The organism is Microbacterium sp. LMI12-1-1.1, from assembly GCF_040676455.1.
Classification (GTDB): Bacteria; Actinomycetota; Actinomycetes; order Actinomycetales; family Microbacteriaceae; genus Microbacterium.
The window spans coordinates 1,453,837-1,478,925 of record NZ_JBEGIA010000001.1; the positions used below are offsets into that span (position 1 = coordinate 1,453,837).

General features: G+C 70.1%; 21 protein-coding genes. 6 read left to right on the forward strand and 15 right to left on the reverse strand.

Annotated features, from left to right (window positions below; genetic code table 11):
• Window positions 1-20: 20 nt before the first annotated feature.
• Window positions 21-1,706: a molybdopterin-dependent oxidoreductase gene (locus tag MRBLMI12_RS06785; RefSeq protein WP_363355046.1), complete on the forward strand. Its 1,686-nt coding sequence runs from the start codon at window positions 21-23 to the stop codon at window positions 1,704-1,706.
• Between the two features lie 19 nt (window positions 1,707-1,725).
• Here the strand turns inward: MRBLMI12_RS06785 and rocD are convergent, their stop codons facing one another.
• The 13 genes from rocD to MRBLMI12_RS06850 form a co-directional block, all read right to left on the reverse strand.
• On the reverse strand, window positions 1,726-2,952 hold the full coding sequence (gene rocD, locus MRBLMI12_RS06790; protein ID WP_363355048.1) for an ornithine--oxo-acid transaminase: 1,227 nt from the start codon (window positions 2,950-2,952) through the stop codon (window positions 1,726-1,728).
• A 20-nt stretch (window positions 2,953-2,972) separates the two neighbouring features.
• On the reverse strand, window positions 2,973-3,881 hold the full coding sequence (gene ddaH, locus MRBLMI12_RS06795) for a dimethylargininase (RefSeq protein ID WP_363355050.1): 909 nt from the start codon (window positions 3,879-3,881) through the stop codon (window positions 2,973-2,975).
• Between the two features lie 218 nt (window positions 3,882-4,099).
• Window positions 4,100-5,119, reverse strand: coding sequence for an NAD(P)-dependent alcohol dehydrogenase (locus MRBLMI12_RS06800; RefSeq protein ID WP_363355052.1), 1,020 nt, complete (start codon window positions 5,117-5,119; stop codon window positions 4,100-4,102).
• A gap of 1 nt (window position 5,120) precedes the next feature.
• Window positions 5,121-5,336: a helix-turn-helix transcriptional regulator gene (locus MRBLMI12_RS06805; RefSeq protein ID WP_349425330.1), complete on the reverse strand. Its 216-nt coding sequence runs from the start codon at window positions 5,334-5,336 to the stop codon at window positions 5,121-5,123.
• The gene (locus MRBLMI12_RS06810) at window positions 5,336-5,770 is read right to left on the reverse strand and encodes a hypothetical protein (protein WP_363355054.1); all 435 of its coding nucleotides are present in this window, start codon (window positions 5,768-5,770) and stop codon (window positions 5,336-5,338) included. The genes MRBLMI12_RS06805 and MRBLMI12_RS06810 overlap by 1 nt, the downstream gene beginning before the upstream one ends.
• Before the next feature lie 339 nt (window positions 5,771-6,109).
• Window positions 6,110-6,712, reverse strand: a complete 603-nt coding sequence (locus tag MRBLMI12_RS06815) for a GNAT family N-acetyltransferase (RefSeq protein WP_363355056.1) — start codon at window positions 6,710-6,712, stop codon at window positions 6,110-6,112.
• 204 nt (window positions 6,713-6,916) lie between these two features.
• Window positions 6,917-9,049 carry an alpha/beta hydrolase-fold protein gene (locus MRBLMI12_RS06820; protein WP_363355058.1) on the reverse strand — a complete coding sequence of 711 codons (2,133 nt, stop codon included), beginning with the start codon at window positions 9,047-9,049 and terminating at the stop codon, window positions 6,917-6,919.
• A gap of 360 nt (window positions 9,050-9,409) precedes the next feature.
• Window positions 9,410-10,417 (reverse strand): LacI family DNA-binding transcriptional regulator, encoded by a 1,008-nt coding sequence (locus tag MRBLMI12_RS06825; protein WP_363355060.1) that lies wholly within the window; start codon window positions 10,415-10,417, stop codon window positions 9,410-9,412.
• Window positions 10,418-10,430: 13 nt separating this feature from the next.
• Entirely contained in the window at window positions 10,431-10,604 is a 174-nt protein-coding gene (locus MRBLMI12_RS06830) for a hypothetical protein (protein ID WP_363355062.1), read from the reverse strand.
• Window positions 10,605-10,653: 49 nt separating this feature from the next.
• The gene (locus MRBLMI12_RS06835; RefSeq protein ID WP_363355064.1) at window positions 10,654-12,165 is read right to left on the reverse strand and encodes an alpha-N-arabinofuranosidase; all 1,512 of its coding nucleotides are present in this window, start codon (window positions 12,163-12,165) and stop codon (window positions 10,654-10,656) included.
• Window positions 12,166-12,214: 49 nt separating this feature from the next.
• On the reverse strand, window positions 12,215-13,141 hold the full coding sequence (locus MRBLMI12_RS06840) for a carbohydrate ABC transporter permease (protein ID WP_349425337.1): 927 nt from the start codon (window positions 13,139-13,141) through the stop codon (window positions 12,215-12,217).
• On the reverse strand, window positions 13,138-14,064 hold the full coding sequence (locus tag MRBLMI12_RS06845; RefSeq protein ID WP_349425338.1) for a carbohydrate ABC transporter permease: 927 nt from the start codon (window positions 14,062-14,064) through the stop codon (window positions 13,138-13,140). Before MRBLMI12_RS06845 ends, MRBLMI12_RS06840 begins: the two co-directional genes overlap by 4 nt.
• 71 nt (window positions 14,065-14,135) lie before the next feature.
• Window positions 14,136-15,497 (reverse strand): ABC transporter substrate-binding protein, encoded by a 1,362-nt coding sequence (locus MRBLMI12_RS06850; RefSeq protein ID WP_363355067.1) that lies wholly within the window; start codon window positions 15,495-15,497, stop codon window positions 14,136-14,138.
• A gap of 581 nt (window positions 15,498-16,078) precedes the next feature.
• Here MRBLMI12_RS06850 and MRBLMI12_RS06855 point away from each other — a divergent pair.
• Window positions 16,079-17,107 (forward strand): LacI family DNA-binding transcriptional regulator, encoded by a 1,029-nt coding sequence (locus MRBLMI12_RS06855; RefSeq protein WP_363355069.1) that lies wholly within the window; start codon window positions 16,079-16,081, stop codon window positions 17,105-17,107.
• Window positions 17,108-17,157: 50 nt separating this feature from the next.
• On the opposite strand, the gene MRBLMI12_RS06860 is transcribed toward MRBLMI12_RS06855, so the two are convergent.
• Window positions 17,158-20,925 carry a bifunctional proline dehydrogenase/L-glutamate gamma-semialdehyde dehydrogenase gene (locus MRBLMI12_RS06860; RefSeq protein ID WP_363355071.1) on the reverse strand — a complete coding sequence of 1,256 codons (3,768 nt, stop codon included), beginning with the start codon at window positions 20,923-20,925 and terminating at the stop codon, window positions 17,158-17,160.
• Between the two features lie 185 nt (window positions 20,926-21,110).
• Between MRBLMI12_RS06860 and MRBLMI12_RS06865 the strand changes: the two genes are divergently transcribed.
• From MRBLMI12_RS06865 to MRBLMI12_RS06880, 4 genes are read left to right on the forward strand one after another with little or no spacing between them, the layout of a single operon-like run.
• A complete protein-coding gene (locus MRBLMI12_RS06865) occupies window positions 21,111-22,016 on the forward strand; it encodes a LysR family transcriptional regulator (protein WP_414686211.1) in 906 nt (301 codons plus the stop codon).
• Window positions 22,017-22,025: 9 nt separating this feature from the next.
• Complete coding sequence (locus MRBLMI12_RS06870) at window positions 22,026-22,688, forward strand: hypothetical protein (RefSeq protein WP_363355075.1); 663 nt, start codon at window positions 22,026-22,028, stop codon at window positions 22,686-22,688.
• Window positions 22,675-23,241, forward strand: a complete 567-nt coding sequence (locus MRBLMI12_RS06875) for a hypothetical protein (protein ID WP_363355077.1) — start codon at window positions 22,675-22,677, stop codon at window positions 23,239-23,241. Before MRBLMI12_RS06870 ends, MRBLMI12_RS06875 begins: the two co-directional genes overlap by 14 nt.
• Window positions 23,226-23,753: a hypothetical protein gene (locus MRBLMI12_RS06880; protein ID WP_363355079.1), complete on the forward strand. Its 528-nt coding sequence runs from the start codon at window positions 23,226-23,228 to the stop codon at window positions 23,751-23,753. The genes MRBLMI12_RS06875 and MRBLMI12_RS06880 overlap by 16 nt, the downstream gene beginning before the upstream one ends.
• Here MRBLMI12_RS06880 and MRBLMI12_RS06885 read toward each other — a convergent pair whose 3' ends face one another.
• Complete coding sequence (locus MRBLMI12_RS06885; protein ID WP_363355081.1) at window positions 23,754-25,052, reverse strand: hypothetical protein; 1,299 nt, start codon at window positions 25,050-25,052, stop codon at window positions 23,754-23,756.
• Window positions 25,053-25,089 lie beyond the last annotated feature (37 nt).

Consider the following 25,089-nt stretch of genomic DNA (forward strand, 5'->3'; position numbering starts at 1 on the left):
ACGAACCATACGCTGGCACCATGGCAGCGACCCGACCGGCGGGACGCGCCCCGGCCCCGCTGACGTGGGTCGCGGGCGTGGCTGCCGTGCTGCTCGGGGCGGGGCTCGGCGAGTTGACGGCCATCGTCGTCAGCCCCTCGTCCAGCCCCGTGGCCGCGATCGGCGCCGCCCTCATCGACGTCGCGCCGCCGTGGGCGAAAGACACCGCGATCGCCCTGTTCGGCACGGCCGACAAGATCGCGCTCGTGGTCGGCATCGCCCTCGCGATGCTGGTCCTCGCCGCGCTCGCCGGCTGGCTCCAGGCACGCCGTCCGCCGTGGGGTGTCGTCGTGATCGCCGTCTTCGGCATCACCGGCGCGATCGTCGCGGCGACGCGACCCGGCGCCGGCGCACTCGCGTGGCTGCCGGCACTCGTCGCAGGTGCGGTGGGCGCCGTCGCGCTCTGGCTGCTGATCCGGCTGCTCCAGCCCGCCCCGGCCGACCCTGCACCGGCCGACCCGGCACCGGCCGAGCCAGCACCGGCCGACCCTGCACCGGCCGACCCGGCACCGGCCGAGCCTGCACCGGCCGGGCCCGCACCGGCCGAACCCGCAGCGCCCATTGCCGCTCCCGCCTCGGACGTGCCCGCCGCCTCGCCGCCCAGCCGGCGCGCGTTCTTCGCGTGGGCGGGTGCCGCAGCGGCAGCCGGCATCCTCGCGACAGTGGTCGGCGTGCGAGGTGCGACGTCGGCGACGGTCGCCGCCGTCCGGCGGGCGGTGAGGCTGCCGCAGCCGGCGGTCGCGGCATCCGCCGTCCCCGCCGGCGCGGAGCTCGACATCGCCGGCCTCGCCGATGTCGTCACGCCCAACGACCGGTTCTACCGCATCGACACCGCCCTCATCGTGCCCGAGGTCGACCCCGCGGACTGGCGCCTGCGCGTGCACGGCATGGTGGCGAACGAGTTCGAGCTGACGTGGGACGAGCTGCTGGCGCTGCCCCTCGAGGAGTCGTTCACAACGCTCGCCTGCGTGTCGAACGAGGTCGGCGGCACCCTGATCGGCAACGCGCGGTGGCTGGGCTACCCGCTCCGCGAGCTGCTGGCACGTGCCCGCCCCACGGCGGACGCCGACATGGTGCTGTCTCGCTCGATCGACGGGTTCACGGCATCCACCCCGCTGGACGCCCTCACCGACGAACGCAACGCGATCCTCGCCGTCGGCATGAACGACGCCCCGCTGCCGACGGAGCACGGCTTCCCGGTGCGCATGGTGGTGCCGGGGCTGTACGGCTACGTGTCGGCGACGAAGTGGGTCGTCGATCTCGAGGTCACGCGCTTCGACCGCGCGACCGCGTACTGGACGACGCGCGGATGGTCGGAGCGCGGACCGATCAAGCTGCAGTCGCGCATCGACGTGCCGCGTCGCGGCCAGGGCCTGAAGGCCGGGGAAGTGGTCGTCGCGGGCGTGGCGTGGCAGCAGCAGGTGGGCGTCGAGGGCGTCGAGGTGCGCATCGACGAGGGCGAGTGGATGCCGGCTGCCCTCGCGACGGCCATCTCGGACGACACGTGGGTGCAGTGGAGCTTCCCCTGGACGGCGACGACGGGTGACCACGTCATCGAATGCCGCGCGACGAGCAAGGCCGGAGAGGTGCAGACCGAGAAGACGGCGCCGCCCGCCCCGGACGGGGCCACCGGCTGGCACTGGCGCACGGTGTCGGTCTTCGACTGACGGCCGGGGCCGACCCGGTTCAGGCGGAGAGCACCACGCGCAGCTGCTCGACCGCCCAGTCCAGCTCGGTGCCGCGGATGACGAGCGGCGGTGCGATGCGGATGGTCTGGCCGTGCGTGTCCTTGACGAGCACTCCGCGGCCGATGAGCCGTTCGGCGATCTCGCGGCCGGTGCCGACGGCAGGATCGATGTCGACACCCGCCCAGAGCCCCGCGACGCGGATCTCCGTCACGCCATGGCCGATGAGCGCCTGCAGCTTGGACTCGAGGTGCTCGCCCAAGAGCTTGGCGCGCCGCTGGAACTCGCCGGTCTGCAGCATCTCGACGACACGGAGACCCACCGCCGCGGCGAGCGGGTTCCCGCCGAAGGTCGAGCCGTGCTCGCCCGGGTGGATCACGCCGAGGACATCGCGATCGGCGACGACCGCTGAGACGGGAAGGATGCCGCCGCCCAGCGCCTTGCCGAGCAGGTACACGTCGGGCACGACGCCTTCGCGGTCGCACGCGAACGTCTCGCCGACACGGCCGAGGCCCGACTGGATCTCGTCGGCGATGAGCAGCACGCCGCGGCGTGTGCAGATCTCGCGCACCGCCCGGAGGTATCCCTCGGGCGGCACCACCACGCCCGCCTCGCCCTGGATCGGCTCGATGAGCACGGCGACCGTGTCGGCGGTGATCGCCGCGTCGATGACGGCGGCGTCGCCGAAGGGCACCGACACGAAGCCCGGCGTGAACGGCCCGAAGTCGGCCCGCGCCTGCGGGTCGTCGCTGAAGCCCACGATCGTGGTCGTGCGGCCGTGGAAGTTGCCGTGGGCGACGACGATGCGCGCGGCATCCGGCGCCACGCCCTTCACGCGATAGCCCCACGCACGTGCGACCTTGATGCCGGTCTCGACCGCCTCTGCGCCCGTGTTCATGGGCAGCACGAGATCCTTGCCGCACAGCGCGGCGAGTGCGGCCGCGAACGGCCCCAGGCGATCGTTGTGATACGCGCGGCTGGTGAGCGTGAGGCGGTTCAGCTGCTCCTGCGCCGCGGCGAGCAGCGCCGGATGCCCGTGCCCGAAGTTGAGCGCCGAGTAGGCCGACAGCAGGTCCAGGTAGCGCTTGCCTTCGACATCGGTCACCCACGCGCCCTCCCCGCGGGAGATCACCACGGGCAGCGGGTGGTAGTTGTGCGCGACGTGCTCCGCTTCGGCGGCGATGATCTGGCTCATCGCCGCGTCGACGGAGGGCGAAGTGGCGGTCATGGTGCTCCTCTTTCCCGCCGTCAGCGCCGCAGCTCGAGCGTGCAGCACTTGATGCCGCCGCCGCCGAGCAGCAGCTCGGACAGATCGACGAGCACCGGGTTGTAGCCGCGCTCGCGCAGCTGCGCCTCGAAGCCCTTCGCACGAGGCGAGATGATGACATTGAGCCCGTCGCTGGCCGAGTTGAGCCCGAACACGGCGCCATCGGCGTCGGCGACGCGGATCGCGTCGGGGTAGCGCTCGGCGAGGATCGCCTGGCTGCGCTCATCGAACGCCTGCTCGAGGTAGGCGATGTTGGCCTTCTCGACGCCGCCCGTGCCTTCGACCGGATCGAGCACCGAGATGGCGGTGTCGAGGTGGTAGAACCGCGGGTCGACGAGGTTGAGACTGACGACCTCCTTGCCGAACACGTCGGCCAGTTCGCGGTGGCTGTCACCCGTCGAGCGGAAGCCGGTGCCGGCGAGGATCGTGTCTCCGACCAGGAGGAAGTCGCCTTCGCCCTCGTTGACCTCGACGGGCTCGGCGACCTCGAAGCCGTTGGCGCGGAACCAGTCCATGAACGCCGGGCCCTCGGGCACACGCTCCTGGAACCGGAACTTCGCGCCGTAGGCGACGTTGTCGATGACGAAGCCGCCGTTGGCGGTGTACACCATGTCGGGCAGGCCATCGATGGGGTCGATGAGGTGCACCTCGTGGCCGAGTGCGATGTAGGTGTCGTACAGCGCCTGCCACTGGCGGACGGCGAGAGCCGTGTCGGTCGGGTTCGCCGGCTCCATCCACGGGTTGATCCGGTAGCTCACGATGAAGTGCTCGGGGCGGCACATCAGGTAGCGGCGCACCTGCTGGATGCGACCCGCGGCGACGGCGGTCTCGGTCGCACCTTCGGTCGCCGAACCGGTCGAGGTGGCGGGCGCGGTGTTCTGCGTGGACATCTTGCTCCTGTACGAGGGGCGGCGGACGCTGTCCAGGGGCCCGGCGGCCCTTCGACTCGCTGCGCTCGCTCAGGAACCGCGACGGAAGGGGACAACCGGGCACGCCGCGACCATTCTCTCACGAAGGTTGTGCGCGCCCTGGGAGCAGCTCCCCGCGCCGTTTCCACAAAGCGCCGGCGCGCAGTGCGAAGCCTCCGGGCGTGGGCCCGGCGGCAGCCTCAGGCCGCCGTCACCACGACCTTCCCGACCGTGTGCCCGGCGGCGACGTGGGCGAGCGCGGCGGGCGCGGCGTCGAACGGGAACGTCCGCTCGATGACGGGGCGCAGCGACCCGGCCGCGGCGAGGGCGATGAGCTCCGCGAGCACGTCGGGCTTCGCGGTCGCCGCGAGCGGGCGAAGCGGCCGTCGCGAGCCGATCGAGCGCAGGGAGGCGCCCAGGATCCGCCCCATCGGTCCCAACAGGCGACCGCCCTCCCCCGACACGAGCACGACCCGGCCGCCGTCGCGCACGAGGCGCTGCAGCACACGCAGCGGCGCGGTGCCGGCGATGTCGACGACCACGTCGAACGCGCCGTCCTCGAGCTCCGGCGAACCGGGCTGCACACGGCGATAGTCCAAGGTGCGCGTCGCGCCCAGCCCTTCGACGAGGTCGCGGTTCTGCTCACCGCACAGCGCCCAGACCTCGGCGCCGCGCAGGACCGCGAGCTGCACGGCGAACGTGCCGACGCCTCCCGAGGCTCCGATCACCAGCACGCGATGACCGGATGCCGCGCCGCCGCGCTCGAGCGCCTGCCACGCGGTCCCGCCCGCGATCGGGAGTGCCGCCGCGACGACGGCGTCGAGAGCGGGAGGGCGGGGCACGAGCCGAGCGGCCGGTGAGATTGCGTAGCGCGCGAGCCCGCCGCCGCCGGGCAGCTCCCCCACGACCTCATCGCCGACGGCCACCTGCGTCACGCCGTCGCCGATCGCGACCACGGTGGCCGCGGCATCCATCCCCCGCACCGGCTGACGCGGCCGGCGCAGACCGAACGCGAGACGCACGAGGAGCGGCTCGCCGCGCATCACGCGGATGTCGCCGTTGTTGAGGCCCGTGGCGCGCAGGTGCAGCAGCACCTCGCCGCGTCCGGGCGCGGGGATGTCGACCATCCCCCGCGCGACGGCCTCGACCTCGCCGTAGCGATGCTGGGTCCAGGCGGGCATCTGGTCGGTGCTGAGTGCCGTGGGTCTGTTCGCGGACATGTCATTCCTCCGGATAGTCGAAGAGGTCGTCGAGACCCACGCCGAAGGCGCGGGAGAGCTGGAAGGCGAGCTCGAGCGTGGGCGAGTACTTGCCCTGCTCGATGGCGATGAGGGTCTGTCGAGTCACGCCGATCCGGCGGGCGAGCTCGGCCTGGGTGATGCCGGCCGCCTCGCGCACGGCGCGGATCGAATTGGTGACCTTGGTGGGCTTGACCATCAGACGAGCCCGCGGCGGTAGGCGATGACGCTCGCGATGCCGCCGATGATCGACGAGGCGGCGAAGCCGAAGAACATGCAGTTCGCGATCCAGAACCAGTCCGCCTCGAAGGCGCACAGCACGATGACGCCGAGACCGGCGATGACGGTGAACGCCTGGCCCACCCTGCCGCTCATAGCGCTGATGTCGCGGTCGCGCTGATCGCTGGTGCCGACGCCGTCGGGGTCGCGCATGCCGGCGAGGATCCCCCACACGATGCTGATGACGATCGCCGCGACGATGCTGCCGCCGATCGTCCAGAGCATCAGCGGCACCCAGTCGACATCCGTCAACGGCCCGCCACCCGCCTGCTGCAGGACCAGGATCACGTAGACAGCGACCCCGACCACGCTCGCGATGAGGCTCGCCCAGATGTTGCGCTCTTCGTAGACCATGAGATGCCCCCGGCAGTGTGTAAAAGATTCTTGACACTGAACTTAGGCCGGTCTGCCGCGCATGTCAAGAATCTTTTACACATCTGAGAGGACCCGACATGAATGTTCGTCTGCGACCCCTCGCTGGACCGGCGAGCTCCTACCTGGCCCTCGCCGTATTCGGCATGCCGGGCTCTCTGCTGCCGAGAGCTTCGGCAACGCGCAGCTCGGCGTCGCGCTCGAACTCCGACCCGCGGAATCAACCTCGATCGCGCCCGCCCCCGCAGCACTGATCGGCGAGCCGGTCAGGTGACGCGGATGCCGTGGGAAGCGGCATCCGTCATGACATCCGTCGCCCGATCATGCGAGTGTCGCGTGCACCGGCAGAGCATCCCATTCAGCCCGCAGCACACCCATCACGACGGAGTCGTAGCGCGCGCCGCGCACCTCGCGGGCGTTGCGGAAGCGCGCCTCCTCGACGAAGCCGAGCCGGTGCCCGACCCCGAGCATGCGCGAGTTGCCCGACCACGTGGAGTAATCGAGACGCACGACCTCGGTCGCCGCGAAGAGGTAGTCGGTCCAGATCCGCAGCGCCTCCGTGCCCACGCCGCGGCCCCGGGTCGCGGGGTCGTAGACGGTCAGGCCCATGCGGCGCCAGTCCGACTCCTCGGACTCCCAGTGCCACGAGATCGAGCCGACCATCGCGTCGGGCTCTTCGTCCATCACGATCACGGCTCGCGCCAGAGGTGACTCGGCGGCATACTCCCCCGAGGCGATGCGGCCGCGGAACCGATCGAGGCGCTCGTCGATCTCGGACGACGAGAGCTTCGGGAAGTACGGCCCATCCCACCTGTGCCAGTCTTGCTCGGGCTGCAGCCAACGGCGGTACGCCTCGAGGTCGCCTTCCTCGTAAGCGCGGACGGCGACGCCGTCACTCCGGCCGATCACTCGATATGCGCTCACCCGCCCCAGTCTTCCAGGATGCCGTGGGCCGAGGCATCAGCTCGCGTCGAGGCCCCCGTCCGGGCGGAGCCCTCGGTTCGAGTGCCACGTTGTGTGGACTCAGCGCCTGTGAAGGCACATATCGTGACACTCGAACCTGCGACGTACGGCACCGCCGCCTCCCCGTGAGGGAAGACGGCGGCGCGTCGGCTCGGCTGCCGCCCGCTACCCGTTCGGGTCCTGGAACAGCCGAGGGGCGAAGTCGATGAGGTTCTTCTGCCAGACGTCCCACCCGTGAGGGCCGACCGTCACGCCGTCGAACTCGTAATCGATGCCCAGCTGATCCAGCACCGGAAGGGAGTTCATCACCGACCCGTACGTGAAGTCCGTGATGTCACCGGTGTAGAGGCGATACAGCTCGGTGCCCGCGTTGATGGCCTCGACGTCGACGCCTGCCGTCCCGCCGAAGCCCGCTGCGAAGGTCCCGATCCAGGCGAACTCGCCGGGATGCGCCTTGAGCACGGACACTGTGCGCGCCCCGCCGGCCGACAGCCCGGCCAGCGCCCGGTCGGCGGGATCGCTGCTGACGTTGTAGCGCTCCTCTGTCACCGGTACGACGTTCTCGAGCAGCTCCCGCGGGTAGTCCCCGACGTTGCCGTTGGGCATCACGACGACCATCGGCTCGATGGCGCCGTCCAGCGACAGGTTGTCGAGGATCTGGCGTGCACGCCCGACCTCCACCCAGTCGGTCCAGCTCTGACCGCCGCCGTGGTTGAGCACGAACAGCGGATAGGGCTCGGCGCGGTCGGGGTCGTATCCCGGCGGGGTCCACACGTAGGCACTGCGCTGCTGGCCGGCCACGGTGCTCTCGTAGGTCATGACGTCCAGGTCCCCGCCCTGACCCTCGGCGACGTCGGCAAGCAGTCGCGATCCCTCTCCGGGGACGAGGAAGGTGCTCCACGCCGGCTCCGATGTCACCTTCGTCGGGTTGGACGTGTCCTTGACGGACTGACGATCGACGATGAGCCGATAGTGGTAGAACTTCTCCTCGAGCGGGCCGACGGTCGCCCTCCAGCGATCACCGACCTTGTTCATCTCCACCCGCAGCCAGCTGCCACCGGGCGCCCAGTTCGCCCACACCGAGACGTACTCGGCATCGGCGAAGTCGGTCGTCGTCTCGAACGTCACGAAGTCGTCCCCGGTGAGCCACGGTGTGGGCGTCGTGCCCGCGGCGGGCGGCTCGAAGCGCTCCGTGAGCGCCGTGTGCCCCTCGCTCATGGCGGGGTCGGATGCCACACCGGCGAACAGCCGCGGCGCGAAATCGATGAGGTTCTCCTGCCAGGCGTTCCAGTTGTGTCCGGCATCCGGGTTCACACCGTCGAACTGATAGTCCAGTCCGAGCTCGTCGAACTTCTGGAACGAGTCGTAGACGTCGTTGTGCGCGATGTCGGTCTTGTTGCCGACATAGACGCGGAACAGCTCGGTTCGGTCGTTCATCCTGTCGACGGGGATGGCGTCGAGGTCGCCGAAGCGTCCGGCTCCGAACGTGCCGATCGCGTCGAACTCGCCCGGGTGCTCGCTGAACACCTCGAATGCCTGGCCCCCGCCCATCGACAGGCCCGCGAGCGCCCGATGGTTCTTGGAGGGTGAGACGTTGTAGGTCCGCTCGACCGCGGGGACGATGTTCTCGAGCAGCTCAGCCGAGAAGTCGTCGACGTTGCCGTTGCCCATCACGACGAGCATGTCTTCGAGCTGGCCCCGCAGCCACAGGTTGTCGAGGATCTGCTCCGCACGCCCCACCTCGACCCAGTCGCGGTAGCTCTGGCCGCCACCGTGCTGGAGGTACAGCACGGGCAGCTTCTTCCCCTTGGGCCGGTAGGTCGGCGGAACCCAGACGAGCGCCTCGCGCTCCTCGCCCGCGACGGAACTGGCGTACGAGAGCGTCTGGACGACGCCGGCCTGCTCGGGCGCATCCGCCAGCAGCGCCGCCGACTCGCCGGGGATGAAGAACGTGCTCCACTCCGGTTCGGATGCGACGCTCGTCGGGTTGCTCGTGTCCTTCAGGACTTTGCTGTCGTCCCCCGTGACCTGGTAGTAGTACAGGCCGGGCTCGAAGGGCCCGTACGTCGCGGTCCAGTTGGCGCCGCTGCGCTGCAGCCCGATCTGCGCCCAGTTGTGCGAGGGTCCGAAATTGCCCTCGACGACCACCTGCGACACCGGCCCGACCGCGGCTTCGACGGCGGCGTTGGGGACGGCGATCCGCAGATATCCGCCTTCCTGCTGCGCGATCCAGGGGTCCGCCGCGCTCGCCGGCGCGGCCGCCATCAGCCCGGTGAGTGCCAGGACTGCAGCAGTCACGACGGCAACGGCTCGTCTCGCTCTCCCGAACCGGCGGGAGCGCCGGTCCTCGGATGTGATCTCCATCGATTCCTCATCTCGTGTGACTCGACCGGCTCCGGGAGCACGCTGGCCCCCGGGGCCGACTGGCTGAGACGGGCGGGCGCGCAGCGAAGCGCGCGCATTTACAACGTAGTAATTCCCGTCCTCGCTCACTCTTGCAGAGCCGGTCACATCTGGTCAAGGGAAAAGTACAACGTCGTAAACGGCGCTTCACAACGTCGTGGATCGGCGGTAGCCTGGCGCCCGCACGGCCTTCGTGCGAGGCCTGCAGCGACTGCCGGCATCCTTCTCGCACGCAGTCTGACGCTCTGCATCGAGCTATCGAGCGGGCGCGGCCGTCGAATCGCGGACGACGAGAGTCGTGGCCAGTTCGACCCGGGTGACGTCCGGCCGCGGCTCGTCGAGCAGCTGGAGAAGCAGCTTCGTCGCCTGCTCGGCCATCTCGCGAAGCGGCTGATGAACGGTCGTCAGCCGCGGGCTCGCGAGCTCGGCGATCGCAAGGTCGTCGTAGCCGACGACAGACAACCCGCTCGGCACCGCGATTCCCCTCGCCTGCGCCGCGTACACCACACCTAGGGCCTGCAGATCGTTCCCCGCGAAGATCGCGGTCGGCGGATCGGCGAGTCGCAGCAGCTCGGAGGCATGCCTCTCGCCCCCCTCACGCCGGAAGTCGCCGTAGCGGATCCACTCCGGCTCGATCGCCAGCCCGGCGGAGGTCATCGCCGCTCGGTAGCCATCGAGTCGCGCCAGGGAGCACATGACATCCTCGGGACCCGTGATCGCCGCGATCCGGCGATGTCCCAGCTCCAGCAGGTGCCTCGTCGCCGCGAGACCGCCGGACCAGTTCGCCGACCCGACGGAGGGGATGCCGGGTGCCGGGTCCCCTGCCGGATCGATGGTGACGAACGGGATGCCTCGCGCCTTGAGCGTTGCGCGACCCTGCGGAGGCACATCGGCGAACAGCAGGATGATCCCGGTAGGTCCGCGGCGCACGACGGCATCGATCCACTCGGGTCCGGGCGCACGCCTGTCGCCGCTGACCGACAGTGAGATCGCCAGGCCCACCTCGGCGGCGCTCTCGCGAACCCCTTCGATGACGGCGAGTGCCCAGTCGCCGTCGAGTTCGTGCAGCACCACCTCGATGTACTCGCGCCGCTCTTTGCTCTTCCGGCGTCGATAGCCGCTCCTGCGCAGCTGCTCCTCGACGAGGGCGCGCGTCGCCGACGACACGTCGGCCGCACCGTTGAGCACCTTCGAGATGGTCGTCAGCGACACCCCGGTCTGTGCGGCGATCTCCTTGAGTGTCACCCGCTGGGCCCGCGCCATCACACCACCCGTGCTAGCGCGCCGCGCGCCCGAGTATCGTCGCCAGCCCTTCGCGGATCCGGCGGTGGGCGAACGAGAAGGCGTCAGCCATGTTCCAGCCGCCGAGCCCGAACCCCCTCAGGGTCACCGGCCCGTCGTCGGCCACGATGCGGGTCCCGTCGACACGGAGCATGCCGTGCGGCGTCATCGACTCTCCTCCTCTGTGTGCACGTCTGAGACGGATCGGTCGGCTGCGCTCAGTCGAGCGTCAGAACCGTCCACGAGACAGGCGGCAGCGTGATGCTGACCGTGCCCTCGCCGACCCTCACCGAGGTGTTCTCCCGCGGGGTGACGCGTTCGGGATCATCCAGGGTGTTCGCCGCGTGGATGTCGCCGTCGAAGAGCGACGTCGCCCGCGCGTCGCCGATAGCACCCACCGCACGGGTGTCGATGTCGAGTGTGACCTCCTCCGTCAGGCTGCGGTTCACGGCGAAGACCGTCGTTCCGCCGCCGGCCGCGTCGTGGGTCGCGACGGCGTCGACGACCGGCACCTCGCCGTAGAGCGGGGTGTCGTAAGTCGGGCTGTCGAGCTTGAGCTCGAGCGCGACGTCGCGGGCCAGTCTCGAGGTGAGCGAGAACGGGTGGAACGTGGTCTGCCGCCACGCGGGGCCGCCCGGCTCGGTCATGATCGGCGCGATCACATTGACGAGCTGCGCGAGGCTGGCGGCGGTCACCCGGTCGGCGTGGCGGATCAGCGAGATCATGAGGCTGCCCAGTACGACGGCATCCAGCACTGAGTACGAGTCCTCCAGCAGCCGCGGCGCGACCGGCCACTCGGCCACGTCGGTGATCTTGTCCACCTCGTTGTAGCGGGACTGGTACCAGACGTTCCACTCGTCGAACGAGATGTTGATGGTCTTGTCGCTGCGACGGGTCGCCTTGACGTGATCTGCCGTCGCGACGACAGCCTCGATGAAGCGGTCCATGTTGACGCCCGACGCGAGGAAGCTGCCGTAGTCGTCGCCCTTGGGCTCGTAGTAGGCGTGGCACGAGATGAAGTCGACGTCGTCGTAGGTGTGCTCGAGGACCACACGCTCCCAGTCGCCGAACGTCGGCATCTGCGCGCTCGAGCTGCCGCAGACGACGAGCTCGAGATCGGGATCGATCTGCCGCATCGCGCTCGCTGTCTTCGCCGCGAGCCTGCCGTACTCCTCAGCCGTGCTGTGGCCGAGCTGCCACGGGCCGTCCATCTCATTGCCCAGGCACCACATCCGGATGCCGTGCGGTTCGGGATGCCCGTTCGCGACCCGTCGCTGCGCCCAATGGGTGCCCGAGCGCAGATTGGCGTACTCGAGGACGTCGAGGGCCTCGAGCACCCCACGCGTGCCCAGGTTGACCGCGTACATCAGCTCGCTGTCGACCTTCTTCAGCCAGGTCGCGAACTCGTCGAGGCCGATCTCGTTGCTCTCGGTCGAGTGCCAGGCCAGGTCGAGCCGTGGCGGTCGCTCCTCCCGCGGCCCGACGCCGTCCTCCCAGCGGTAGCCCGACACGAAGTTGCCGCCCGGGTACCGGATGGTCGAGACCCCGAGTTCGCGCACGAGCTCGATGACGTCGGTGCGGAAGCCGTCCTCGTCGGCATTCTCATGCCCCGGCTCGTAGATGCCGTCGTACACGCAACGGCCCAGGTGCTCGACGAACGAGCCGAAGAGGCGGCGATCGACGGGTCCGATCGTGAACTGCGGGTCGAGGGTGAGGTGTGCTCGGTTCATTCTTCTCTTCCAACGACGAGGGAAAGGGGCAGGGGCGTGTGCCGCGCGGTCACTTGAGGCTTCCGATCGACAGCCCGCCCTGCCAGTACTTCTGAAGCCCGAGGAACGCGATGATGAGCGGGATCACGGAGACGAGCGCGCCGAGGATGATGATGCTCCACAGGCTCTGCCCGCCTGCCGCCCCGTATGTGGATGCGGTGGACTGCCAGAGCCCGATGCCGACGGTGACCGGGAAGAGGCGGTTGTCCGACAGCATCACGAGCGGGAGGAAGTAGTTGTTCCACGACGCCACGACGGACAGCAGCACCACCGTCACGATCGCCGGGCGGAGGAGCGGCAGCGCCACCTGCAGGAACGTCCTGAACTCGCCCGCGCCGTCGACGCGTGCGGCGTCCAGAAGCTCGTCGGGCACCGCATCACGCGCGTACACGTTCATGAGGTAGACCCCGAACGGATTGAGCAGGCTCGGGAAGATCACCGCCCAGATGGTGTTCGTCCAGCCGACCTGGGCGAACAGCACGAAGGTGGGGATGACGAGGGCCGTCGTCGGGATCATGACGGCACCCAGCAGGATCGCGAACGCGGCACGCCGGCCGGTGAAGCTGTACTTCGCGAATCCGTAGCCGGCCAGCACGGCGAGCACCGTCGCGCCGACGCCGCCGGCGATCGCGTAGAGGGCGGAGTTCGCCAGCCACCGTGCGTAGATGCCCCCGCTGTAGGTGAAGAGTTCGACCAGATTGCCGATGTAGTCGATGTCGTCCGAGAACCAGAGCGCACTGCCGCCGCCGAACAGACCGGCCGAGCTCTTCGAGCTGTTGACGATGAGCCACCAGAACGGGATCAGGAAGTACACCATCAGCAGCGCGAGCACGATGTTCATCGGGATGCGGCCGCGCTTCTGCGGAGTCGTTCGACGCTCGAGGCGCCTCCGGGGCTTCGGGTTCGTGCCGGTGAGCTCCATGGGTGTGACGGTCATGAGAAGAAGCTCCCTCGCTTGCGGGTGGCGAACAGGAAGATGTAGACGCACAGGAAGACGACCGCCCCGAGCGCGAACGAGATCGCCGCGCCGTAGTTGTAGTTCGCCAGCGAGAACGCCTGCTGGTAGGCGTACATGTTCGGCGTGAAGTCGTTGGGAATCGCTCCGGCGGCCAGCTGCTGCAGGATCTGGGGCTCGTTGAAGAACTGCAGGGTGCCGATGAGGGCGAACACCAGGATCAGCAGCAGGGCTGGAGAGAGCAGCGGGATCTTGATCCGCAGGACGATCTGCCATTGGGATGCGCCGTCGATGCGAGCGGCCTCGTAGAGCGTCGGATCGATGCCCTGCAGCGCGGCGTACAGGATGATCATGTAGTAGCCGACCCACTGCCAGGTGACGATGTTGAGCAGGCCGTAGAAGATCAGGCTGCTGCTCAGGAAATCAGGGGCCTGCCTGCCGAAACTTTCGAAGATCTCCGCGAGGGGACCGAAGTTGTCGCTGTAGAGGAACCCCCACATCAGGGCACCGATCACGGTCGGGATCGCGTAGGGCATGAAGATCATCAGGCGCGAGAATCGCGCGAACCGTGTGATCACGATGTCGAGGATCAGAGCGATCGCGAGCGAAATCGCCATCTGCAGCGGAATGAGCACCAGCGAGAACCGGATGACGAACCACATGCCGTCGAGGAAGGACGGGTCGCTGAAGGCCTTGACGTAGTTCCCGAAGAGAACGAACCTCGTCCCGCCGATGAGGGACTTCTGGAACAGGCTCAGATAGAGCGCGAACCCGATCGGGAGTATGAGAAGGGCGAGAAAGACGATCCCGAAGGGTCCGACGAAGAGCCAGCCGTAAAGGTTCTGGCGCCGCGTGGTCGACCTTCTGGGCTTCGTCTTCGCGGGAGTTGCGGTTGACGCAGTCATGATTTCTCCAGGTCTGGCAGGGGATGGCCGAGGGCCGGTCCGCAGGAGCACGGACCGGCCCTGCGGTCACGTCACTTGACGGTGAAGCCCTGCTCCTCCGCATATGCCACGACGGCCTCTTGCAGGGCGTCCGCCGCCTCGGAGCCGGTTGCGGACCCCTCGTTGATGCGGGCGATCTGCTCCGTGAGCTGCGAGTAGTAGTACTGGCCGATCGGCGTGTAGGTCATGCCCTCGTAGGCATTGGCCGCCGGCACGTACACCTCCTTGTTGGCCTGCTGGCCGCCGAAGAAGGGCACCTCGTAGTCCTGGAACTCCGGAGACTCCAGCACGTTGACGTTCAGCGGGAAGATGATCTGGTTCTGCCAGCCGTCGTCCAGCGAAGCCTGGTCCGCGTAGACGCCGAACGCCACCTGGGCCGCGAGGTCGGGGTCGCTCGCCTGGCTCGACACCGAGAAGGCGGAGCCACCCCAGTTGATGGCGATGGGGTTGCTCGCATCCCACTGCGGCATCGGGGCAGTCGCCCAGACACCGGCATCCGCGCCCTCGCCGACGCCCGCGCCCTGGAGGTAGCCCGGAGCCCAGGCGGCCGAGAGGTAGGTGGCGTAGTCGCCGTTGATGACACCCGCGATGTACTCGGGCGTGAACTGGTCCTCCGTGCCGACAAGATCCTTCTCGACAAGTCCGCTCCAGTAGTCGAGGACCTCCTTGACCTCGGCGCTGTTGAGGTCGATCCCGATCTCACCTTCGTTGGCGGGGTCGTACTCGAACGGCTGCGCGCCGTTCTGGTACATCAGCGCCGTGACCTCGGCGGGCTGGTTCGCGGCGAAGCTGGCGAAGACCGGGCCCCCGGCATCCTTCACCGTCTGCGCAGCAGTCTCGAGCTCAGCCCACGTGGTGGGCGGAGTGATGCCGTACTGATCGAAGATGTCGGTGCGGTAGATCATGCCCATCGGGCCGCCGTCGACCGGAGCGCCGTAGACGCCGTCGCCGACGGAGACGTCCTTCCACGCGCCCTCGCTGAAGTTGTCCTTCACGTCCTCGTAGCCGAGGTCGTTCAGCTCGACCAGGGCGTCCTGCGCCTGGAAGGTCGCGATCCGGTCAGCCTCGACCATCATGACGTCGGGGGCGCCGCTGCCGGCTGAGATCGCGGTCTGGAACTTGTCGTAGGCGTCACCGCCCGCACCGGCGTTCGTCCAGCAGACCTGGACCTCGTCGTTCTGCTCGTTGAAGTTGTCGACGACGAGCTCCATGTTGGGGTACCAGGCCCACATGGTGACGACCGGCAGATCCTCTTTGGGGATGGAATTCGTGCAGTTCGCGTCGTCGTTGCCGCCGCCGTCGGCATTGTCGCCGCCACCTCCGGCGGTGCAGGCAGCCAGAGCGCCGACCAGGGCGAGCGCTGTGACTGCAGCAAGGACAGGCTTCGTCTTCACTGGAGTTTCCTTTCGGTATTGCTGACTTCTTCGTCGGTGCACGACCGTTCCGAGGGCCGGTCCGCCCCGGGTGGCGACGGTCGGTCCAGGTGGTCTACAACGTTGTAGAGCAACGTTGTAGTCACTTTCCCACCGGCCGCATCGGCTGTCAAGACGCCGGCGGGAATTTCTGGGCGGCGGGCGAAACTTCTGCCGTCAGTAGGTGACCGGCGCGCTGCCCAGGCGGGCCAGGAGCGCCGACAGGGCCGCGTACGCCTCATCGCGATAGGCCGCGAGCTCCGGCGCGAGCTCCGGCCCCGGTCGCGATCGCGTTGCGAGCCGCGTCGAGCAGATGGCGGGCGGTGGCCGCGGCGCGACGCGAGGCGGGAGTCGACGGAAGGGATCGCGTCCGGACTCCGTCCTCGGCGCATGGTGGGTCCGCCATGACGCGCAGCGCGGGCACGATACACTTCTTTACAACGTTGCATTGCGACGTCGCATACACTCTGCGGCTCCCTCGACGGCCACCGCTCGCCGACTGGGGAACGCAGTAGAGTGCAGAGATCGCACATGGGAAGGCGGGAGCATCGATGGGGGCAACGATGCATGACGTCGCCCGAGTGGCCGGCGTCTCGATCAAGACGGTGTCGAACGTCATCAACGACTATCCGCACGTCCGACCCGGCACGCGCGATCGCGTCAATGAAGCGATCGAGCAGCTCGACTACCGTCCGAACCTCTCGGCGCGGGGGCTGCGGTCCGGCCGCACAGGTGTCATCGGGCTGGCTGTGCCGTCCCTGCGTGAGAACTACTTCGCCGAACTCGCGGACGAGGTGATCAGAGCGGCCGAGAAGCGCGGCCTCGGTGTCATGGTGGAGCAGACCAGCGGCGAGCGCGAGGCCGAGCTGCGCGCGGTCACCGGCAACCGTCCACGCTTCCTGGACGGCCTGCTGTTCAGCCCGGTGAGCCTCGGACAGGACGATGCCGAAGCGCTCGCCGTCGACGGACCGCTCGTGCTCCTCGGCGAACGCATCTTCGGCGGACCCACCGACCACGTCACCATGCACAACACCTCGTCGTCTCAGGCGGCGGTGGAGCACCTGCTCGAGATCGGGCGCCGACGCATCGCGCTGGTCGGCGCCGACCTGCACGGCCGCGACGAGGCGAGTTCGGCGAATCTGCGCCTGAAGGGCTACCTGCGTGCCCTCGAGCAGGCCGGTATCCCGCTCGATCCGGAGCTCGTCCGCCCGACCGCGATGCTCCGCTGGAACCGGGCCGGCGGCGCGGCGGCAACCCACCTCATGGTCCGCGAGGGCGTGGACTTCGACGCCGTGTTCGCCCTCAACGACACCCTTGGCCTCGGCGTGCTGCGCGCGTTGCGCGAGGAGGGCCTGCGCGTTCCCGACGACGTCGCCGTCATCGGCTTCGACAACATCGACGAGAGCAACTACTCGGTCCCCTCGATGTCGACGGTCGACACCGGCCGCGCCGAGATCGCGGCCATCGCGGTCGACCGGCTCATCGCGCGCATCAAGGAGAAGGGCGAGCGCCGGCCGCCCGAGACCGTCAAGCCGTCCTTCCGCATCGTGCGGCGCGAATCGACCGGCTTCGCCGACACCACGGCCGACTAGCGCCGTGGAGGATCACGGGTGCCGCCGCCCGCGGCATCCGCGATCCTTCGTCAGATGACCGCCTCCGACCAGGGGTCGGGGTTGCCGAAGCGGTGCGCCGTGATCGTCACAGACTGCTCACGCAGGAACGGGAGCAGCTCGAGCCGCCCGGCGGTGGTGACCTCGTTGTCGTAGATCGCGAGGTCGGGGTCGCCGCCCACAGCCGCTGCCACCGTGGCGTGCAGCGCCGCGACGGACTCCCGCGGGCCGATGAGGCGCGCGCGCGACGGCCGGGGAGCCGGGTCCGCGTCGGCGACGGCCGCCATGAGGTCGTCGCCCACCACGATGCGCTGCAGCCACTGCTCGTCGGTCTCGACGTACACGGCGACGTCCTCGTCGGCGAGCACGCGACGCACGGCGGCCGGGAGCCCGACGGGTGTGCTCAGCGTCAGACCGGAGCCCGCCCGGAGTCCGGCGACCACCACGCGCAGCACCGCCTGCCACGAGGCGTCCGCCGTCGCCCGCAGCGCGACGGCCGGGATCGGGCGGTAGCGGAACAGGTTGCGCTCGATGCCGAGGCCGGAGACGTCCTTCACCTGCCCGAACTCGCGATCCCACACGATCGCGTCCGAGAGCGCGCCGCGGCGCAGCCACTCGAACGCCTCGTAGTCCAGCGACGGCTGGGCGGCTTCGATGAGGGCGGCGATGCGGGTGTCGAGCCCGCGCAGGTGCAGCGTCGCCGACGGCGGCGCACCGGTGGTCGCGCGCCAGCGGCCGAGTCCGACGAGGTAGTTCGGGCCGCCGGCCTTCGCGCCGGCTCCCACCGATGACCGCTTCCAGCCGCCGAAGGGCTGCCGCTGCACGATAGCGCCGGTGATGCCGCGGTTGACGTAGAGGTTGCCGGCCTCGACCCGGTCGAGCCACAGGGCCAGGTCGCCGGGGTGCTGCGTGTAGAGGCCCGCCGTGAGCCCGTACGACACGGCGTTCTGCAGCTCGATCGCGTGCGCGAGCGATGACGCGTGCATGATCCCGAGCACCGGCCCGAAGAACTCCTCCTGGTGGAAGCGCGACCCCGGCTGCACGCCCGTGCGGATGCCGGGCGTCCAGAGCCGGCCCGCATACTCGGGCGGTCCGTCGACCTGACGGGGCTGGACGAGCCAGGACTCCCCCTCGTCGAGCGTGGTGAGCGCCCACCGGAGCTTGCCGCGCGGCGCCTCGACGACGGGCCCGACCTCGCTGAGCGGGTCGGACGGCGGCCCCACCCGCAGCGAGGTCGCGGCATCCACCAGCTGACGCGCGAAGCGCTGCGAGTGACCGACCGGTCCGACGAGGATCGCGAGCGACGCCGCCGAGCACTTCTGCCCCGCGTGACCGAATGCACTCTTGATCAGATCGGATGCCGCGAGGTCGAGGTCGGCGGTCGGCATGACGATCATGGCGTTCTTGCCGCTGGTCTCTGCGAGCAGCGGCAGGTCGGGCCGCCAGGATCGGAACAGCGCCGCCGTCTCCCATGCACCGGTGAGGATGACCCGGTCGACGTGGGGGTGCGAGAGGAGCGTCTGCCCGAGCCCGCCCTCGTCGATGTCGACCAGGGCCAGCACGTCGCGCGGCACCCCGGCATCCCACAGCGCCTCGGCGACCACGGCGGCGCAGCGCCGGGCCTGGGGCGCCGGCTTGAACACGACGCCCGACCCCGCGGCGAGCGCGGCGAGCACGCCGCCCGCGGGGATCGCGATCGGGAAGTTCCACGGCGGGGTGACGACGGTGAGCCGCGCCGGCTCGAACACCGCGCCGCTCACCCGGTCGAGCTCGCGCGCGGTCGCCGCGTAGTAGTTCGCGAAGTCGACGGCCTCGCTCACCTCGACGTCGGCCTCGGCGAAGACCTTGCCGGTCTCGGAGGCCGCGACCTCGATGAGCTCGCCGCGGCGGGCCTCGAGGGCCTTCGCGGCGGCGGCCAGCACGCCGGCGCGGTCCGCGGCGGGCAGGGCGCCCCAGCCCGCCGCCGCAGCGCGCACGCCCCCCACGATGTCCTGGAGCGCGGGCTCGTCGGTGACACGCGCGGCAGCGATGGTCGCGTCGCCCGCGCGGGAGGTCTCGACGCGCGACAGGATGTCGCGAGCCCACGCGCGGTTGCCCGGCAGTGCGGGGTCGCTGTCGGCCGTGTTCCGGAACCCCGGGGCTCCGGCGGCCCGGACGCCGCCCTCGCGCGGTGCGAAGACCGCCGTCTCGACGAACGCCTCGGCGCCGAACACCTGCTCGGGCACTGCGCGCTCGAGCGGCGCGGTGTCGCCGGGCGCGGCGGAGCGGGCGATCCCGATCACCGCCTGGGTCAGACCCGCCTCGTCGGCGGTGGCTGCGGCACGGCGCAGGCGCGCCTGCGCCCGCGGCGAGTCGGTGCGGTCGATCGACTCGGCTCCGTCGGCCGCGGTTGCTGCGGCCTCCTCGGCGGCACGGTCCTGCGATCGGTTCGGCCCGGTGGCGAGCCCGGCATCGCCGGCGCGCGCGAGCGAGCCGAGGAAGCGGTCGCGCTCCCGCTCGAACATCGCGGGCTCGTCGGCCAGGTCGAACGCGGCCGAGAGGAAGTTGTCGCTGGACGCGTTCTCCTCCAAGCGGCGCACGAGGTAGCTGATCGCCACGTCGAACTCGTCGGGACGCACGACCGGGACGTACAGCAGCACGTGGCCGACCTCGCGCGTGACCGCCTGCACCTGGCCCTGCGCCATGCCGAGGAGCATCTCGAACTCCACATCCGGCGACGCGCCGCTCAGGCTCAGCGAGCGCGATCGGGCGAGCAGCCACGCGTAGGCGATGTCGAAGAGGTTGTGGCCCGCGACGCCGATGCGCACGGCGGCGGTGCGCGCCGGCTGCAGCGCGTAGCGCAGGCACCGGATGTAGTTGGCGTCCGAGTCGACCTTCTCGCCGTAGGTGGCGAGGCTCCAGTCGTGCATGATCGCGTCCACGCGCTCCATCGCCAGGTTCGCGCCCTTCACGAGGCGCACCTTGATGCGCGCTCCGCCGGCGGCGACGCGCTGCTGCGCCCAGGCGGTGAGCTGCTCGAGCGCCGGCAGCGCGTCCGGCAGGTAGGCCTGCAGCACGATGCCCGCCTCGAGCAGGCGCAGCCGCGGGTCTTCGAGCAGCCGCGTGAACACGGCGATCGTGAGATCGAGGTCGCGGTACTCCTCCATGTCGAGGTTGATGAACGTGCCATCGGTCGCGGCGGTGAGGTACAGCGGACGCAGTCGCTCGACGACCTTGTCGACGACCTCGTCGAACGCCCACATCGAGATGTGGCTGGCGATGGCGGAGACCTTGACCGACACGTAGTCCACGTCGGGACGGCGGATGAGCTCGTGGATGCCCTCGAGCCGTCGCAGCGCCTCCTTCTCGCCGAGCACCGCCTCGCCCAGGAGGTTGAGGTTGAGCCGCGCCCCGCTCTCGCGCAGCGTCGCGATGGCCGGCCCGAGCTTGTCGGGGCGCGCGTCGACGACGAGGTGGCCGACCATGCCGCGCAGCACTCGCCGCGCGATCGGCACGACCGGCGACGGCAGCACGGGCGCGACCGCGCCACCGAGCCGGACGGCACCGCGCAGGTGCCACGGCAGGAAGTCGGGCACGAGCGGCGCGACGCGGTGCAGATGGGATGCCGCGGCCGAGAGGCTCTCGGGCCGCATGACGCCGTCCACGAAGCCGATCGTGAACGGCAGCCCGTTGGGGTCCTTCAGCACGCCGGCGAGCCGTTCGGCCGCCGGGTCGACCTCGACCTCGGCGCTCTCGGACACCCATCGCTGCGCGAGCGCCACCGCCTCGGCGGCCAGACGCTCCTCGACTCCGTCTTGCATGCGCACTCCAGACGTCACATCGATCGACTCCGTGAGTCCAGCCTGCACCTCGACGTGCCCAGCCTGCGCGTCCCCGGGCATTGCACGGTCAACTTGCTGCATGAGGTCAAGGGTGCGGCATCCATTCATTCGTGAAAAGCGATGATCTACGATCAGTATCGTTCGAGATTCTCGATGGGATGCCGATGTTCGAGCTGCGACGCCTGCGCCTGCTGCATGAGCTCGCGCTGCGCGGCACCCTCACCGCCGTCGCCGACGCGCTCTCGTACAGCCCGTCGACGATCTCGCAGCAGCTGGCGCTGCTCGAGAAGGAGGCCGGTGTGACCCTCCTCGAGCCGGAGGGCCGCCGGGTGCGACTCACCGAGCACGGGCACGTCCTCGCCGCCCACGCGGCTCGTGCACTCGACCTCGACGAGCGCGCCCGTGGCGAGCTCGAGTCGCTGCACCCCGGGCTCGCGCCCGTGCGCGTCGCAGTGATGCAGACCGCGGCGCTCGCGATCGTTCCCGCCGCGCTCGCCCTCCTGGCCGTCCGTGCTCCGCAGCTGCGCGTCGAGCTCGTCGAGATGCCGCCCGAGCTCGGGCTGTTCGAGCTGACGGCCCGCGGCGTCGATCTCGTCATCGCCGAGCAGTACCCCGGGCACACGCGCGCGCACACCGACGGCTTGGACCGCGAGACGCTCGGCATCGATCCGATCCGCATCGCCGTGGGTCCCGCCGATCCGGCCCGCTCGCTCGGCGACCTGCGTGAGCGGCCGTGGGTGATGGAGCCCGCGGGCACGGCGGCACGGCTGTGGGCGGTGCAGCAGTGCCGAGCTGCCGGCTACGAGCCCGACGTGCGCTACGAGCTCGCCGATCTCTCCGCGCACGCCCGGCTCGTGGCCGCGGGCCAGGCCGCCGCCGTGCTGCCGGATCTCCTCTGGGAGGGGACGCGTCCACCGGTGGCGCTGCTCGATCTACCTGGGCGGCCGACGCGCGAGATCTTCAGCGCCCAGCGCACGGCGTCCCAGGCTCGGGCCGGCATCCTCGAGGTGCGTCGCGCGCTGCGCGACGCCTTCCCCGCGGCATCCGGGGCCCGGCCGCTCTCGCCCTAGGCTGGCCTCGTGTCCGAGTCGCCGACCACCCCTGCCGAGCCGAAGCGTCGGTTCGCCTGGGTGCGCGCGGCGACCGATCGGGTCCCGACCAGATGGTTCGCGGGCATCGCCACCGGAGCATTCCTGCTCGTCACCGCGGCCTTCGGCGGGCTCGCCACGGCGGCGGCGCCTGCGCCCGCGAGTCTCGAGCCGGGGGACGCACACATCACGGCCGAACGATCGCTCACGGTGCAGCGGGCGGTCCTCATCGACGAACTGCCCGACGCGGGCGTCTTCACCGAGCCCGGCGAGCGTGTCTTCGCCGTCGTCGCCGACGTCGAGAACGAGTGGGATCGTCCGGTGACCGCGGGTGCCGGCGGCGTCGGGAGCTCGCTCACGGTGGAGGGCATCGACACCGAAGTCAGCGCCGCGCGGTACGACGACACGACTATCAGCCCCCGGCTGCAGCCGCACGTTCCCGCACGGATCGTCTTCGCGTGGGCCGTCCCCGCCGACGCGTTCGCAGCCGGCGACGAGGTGCCCGTCACGCTGTACGCACGATCGCTGTACACCGGTTCGTTCGTCACGACCGGCCAATGGTGGATCGACCCGGTGCGCGACGCGGTCGTCACCGTGGAGGTCGAGGACGTGGGTGCCGGTGCGGACGCGGAGGATGCCGATGGCCAGGGCTGATCGCACCCTCCCCCGCTGGGCGGCGTGGTCGGTCGGAGCGGGGCTCGTCGTGGTCGCGTGGTTCGTCGCACTCGTCACGCCCGGAGAGGAGCAGATCCAGGCGCCCATGCCGCTGATCGCGGCCGTCGGCGAGGAGGCTGTCGGCCGCAACATCGCCGCCACGATCAGCGACGTCCGCCGCACGTCGGAGCTGCACGCCGGCGACTGGTCCGCGGAGGGGAACTGGATCGTCGTCGATCTCGACGTCGCATCCGTGACGTCGGAGGATCTCGTGAGCCTGAATCACGCCGAGCTGGTCGTCGACGGCGTCCGCTACGGCGCGAGCGAGCGGCCGGACTCGCTGTTCAGGGAACAACTGTCAGCCGGCGTTCCGATCGGCGGCGGTCTGGCGTTCGAGCTGCCGGCCGACCTGGACTCGGGTGACGCCACTCTCGAGCTCGCACTGTCATCCGACCGCCGGCTCGACTCGATGATCGTCCTGGAGTTCGACCTCGGCGCGGTGCCCACCGCGCCGAGCGACGAGCTCCCCGAGACCGGATGGGCGAACCTGTGAGCGGGTGGTGGCGCAGGAACGCGGTGGCGGTCGGCGTGCTGGTGATCCTCGTTCCCGCGCTGGCGGCGACCGTCGCCTGGCACGAGTGGAGCGAAGCCAACTCCGGCGCGCCGGCCGTCCCCGCCGTGCTCGAACAGGGACAGCACACCAGCTACGGGGAAGCGGTCGTAGGTCCCGCGGTGGCGGAGTTCGTCGACGACCCGCTCGCGCCGCGCGACGCGCGGGTCCTGAGGGTTCAGATCGACATCGACCCCCGAGCATCGGAGCTCGCGTGCGCGGAGCCGATGCTCCGCGAGCTGCAGGGGGCGAACCGCGAGTGGGATGCCGACACCTCCTCGCTCACCACGGACTGGGACCCGCTGCGTCCGGCATCCTGCTCGTCCGACGTGACCGAACCGTACACACTCGACGTGCGCTACGTCGTGCCGCAGGACGCCGCCGGCCCATTCGCGGTGGACGTCATATCGGCGGATCTCTGGCCGGAGAACGTCCGCTTCATCGTCGAGCCCTGATCATGCAGATGCATCCGCTGCATCGGACGGCGCGGCGGACGCTGGCTCACTCGAGGGCGCGGCGGCGGCGCGGCGCGAGACGAGGCGGCCGATGACGGCGTCATAGCCGCCCGCCACCAGCGCGATGCGGATGGGCTCGATCAGCACCGGGACGACGAGGAAGATCACCTGATCGAACACCAGCCAGAACTCGTCGAGGTCGTGCGGGCCGACAAGTCGCAGCAGACCCCATTCCGCCCATCCCTGCACGGCGAGGAGCACCGTGTAGAGCAGCACGAACCCGCCGATGAGGACCGGGCCCGCGCGCCACATGAGCACGATCGCGTCGCCGATCGGGGTGAACCGCGACACGAGGTCCGCCCAGATGTCGCCCAGGCGCGCACGGAGCCGCCCCGGAAGCGAGCGGTAGCGGCTGCGAAGGCGTGCTCCGACCTCGCCCCCGAGCGAGTCGGCGGGCACGGGCTCGGGCGCGACGGCCTGCCCGTACACGACGCCGGCGATCGTGAGCCACGCGAGCGGCAGCAGAATGATGCCGCCGGCTTCCCCGACGAACCACTCGATGCCCTCCCAGACCCACGCGAGCGGCGCGAACGCAGACGAGACGGTGGCCCGGAAGTCGTCAAGCCACACCATCCCCTGTCGTGTCTGCACCCAGCCGGCGACGGACTCGATCGCGACGGACAGGACGAGGGCCGCGAAATACACCCAGACGGCCTCGAGGTACGCGGCGACGACGCCGAACCATCGCGGCAGTCGTTCGCGAGAGCGCTTCAGCACCCACCGCAGCGCGAACGCCACCACCACGATCGCGAACGTCACCGGAGTGAGGGTCAGCGCACCCGCCAGGCCGTCGCCCGCCGCATCGGTCTCGTCCACGATCGCCGCGAAGTTCAGTCCCGCGCTCACCTCGAGTGCACGAGCCGAGTACGCCGCAGCATCCTCGCGCAGGAATCCCCACGCCGCATAGAACGCGAAGAACGGCAGGATGCCGGCCAGGAGCGCGTCCGTGAACTGCCGGCGACGCGTCGCCGCGTCTTCGGGCAGCGGCGAGATCTCGTCGAGCTGCCGCATCCCGTCCCGCACGACGAGGAGCATTGCGACGAGTGCCACCAGACGGGAGAGGATCGCCAGCGGCAGCAGCAGGGATCCGGCGACGGCGTTATAGGCACCGACGAAGCCTGCCGCCTCGATCACGACATACCGACCGAGCACGCCCGCCGCGTACCACGCGAGCAGCACCGGCCAGTGCCGCCACAGCAGGCGGCCCGCGGTGCGGAGCACGTCGAGCACGGCGATCACGCACCCACGCTAGCGGGCGACGTGCCGTCGTGCTCGA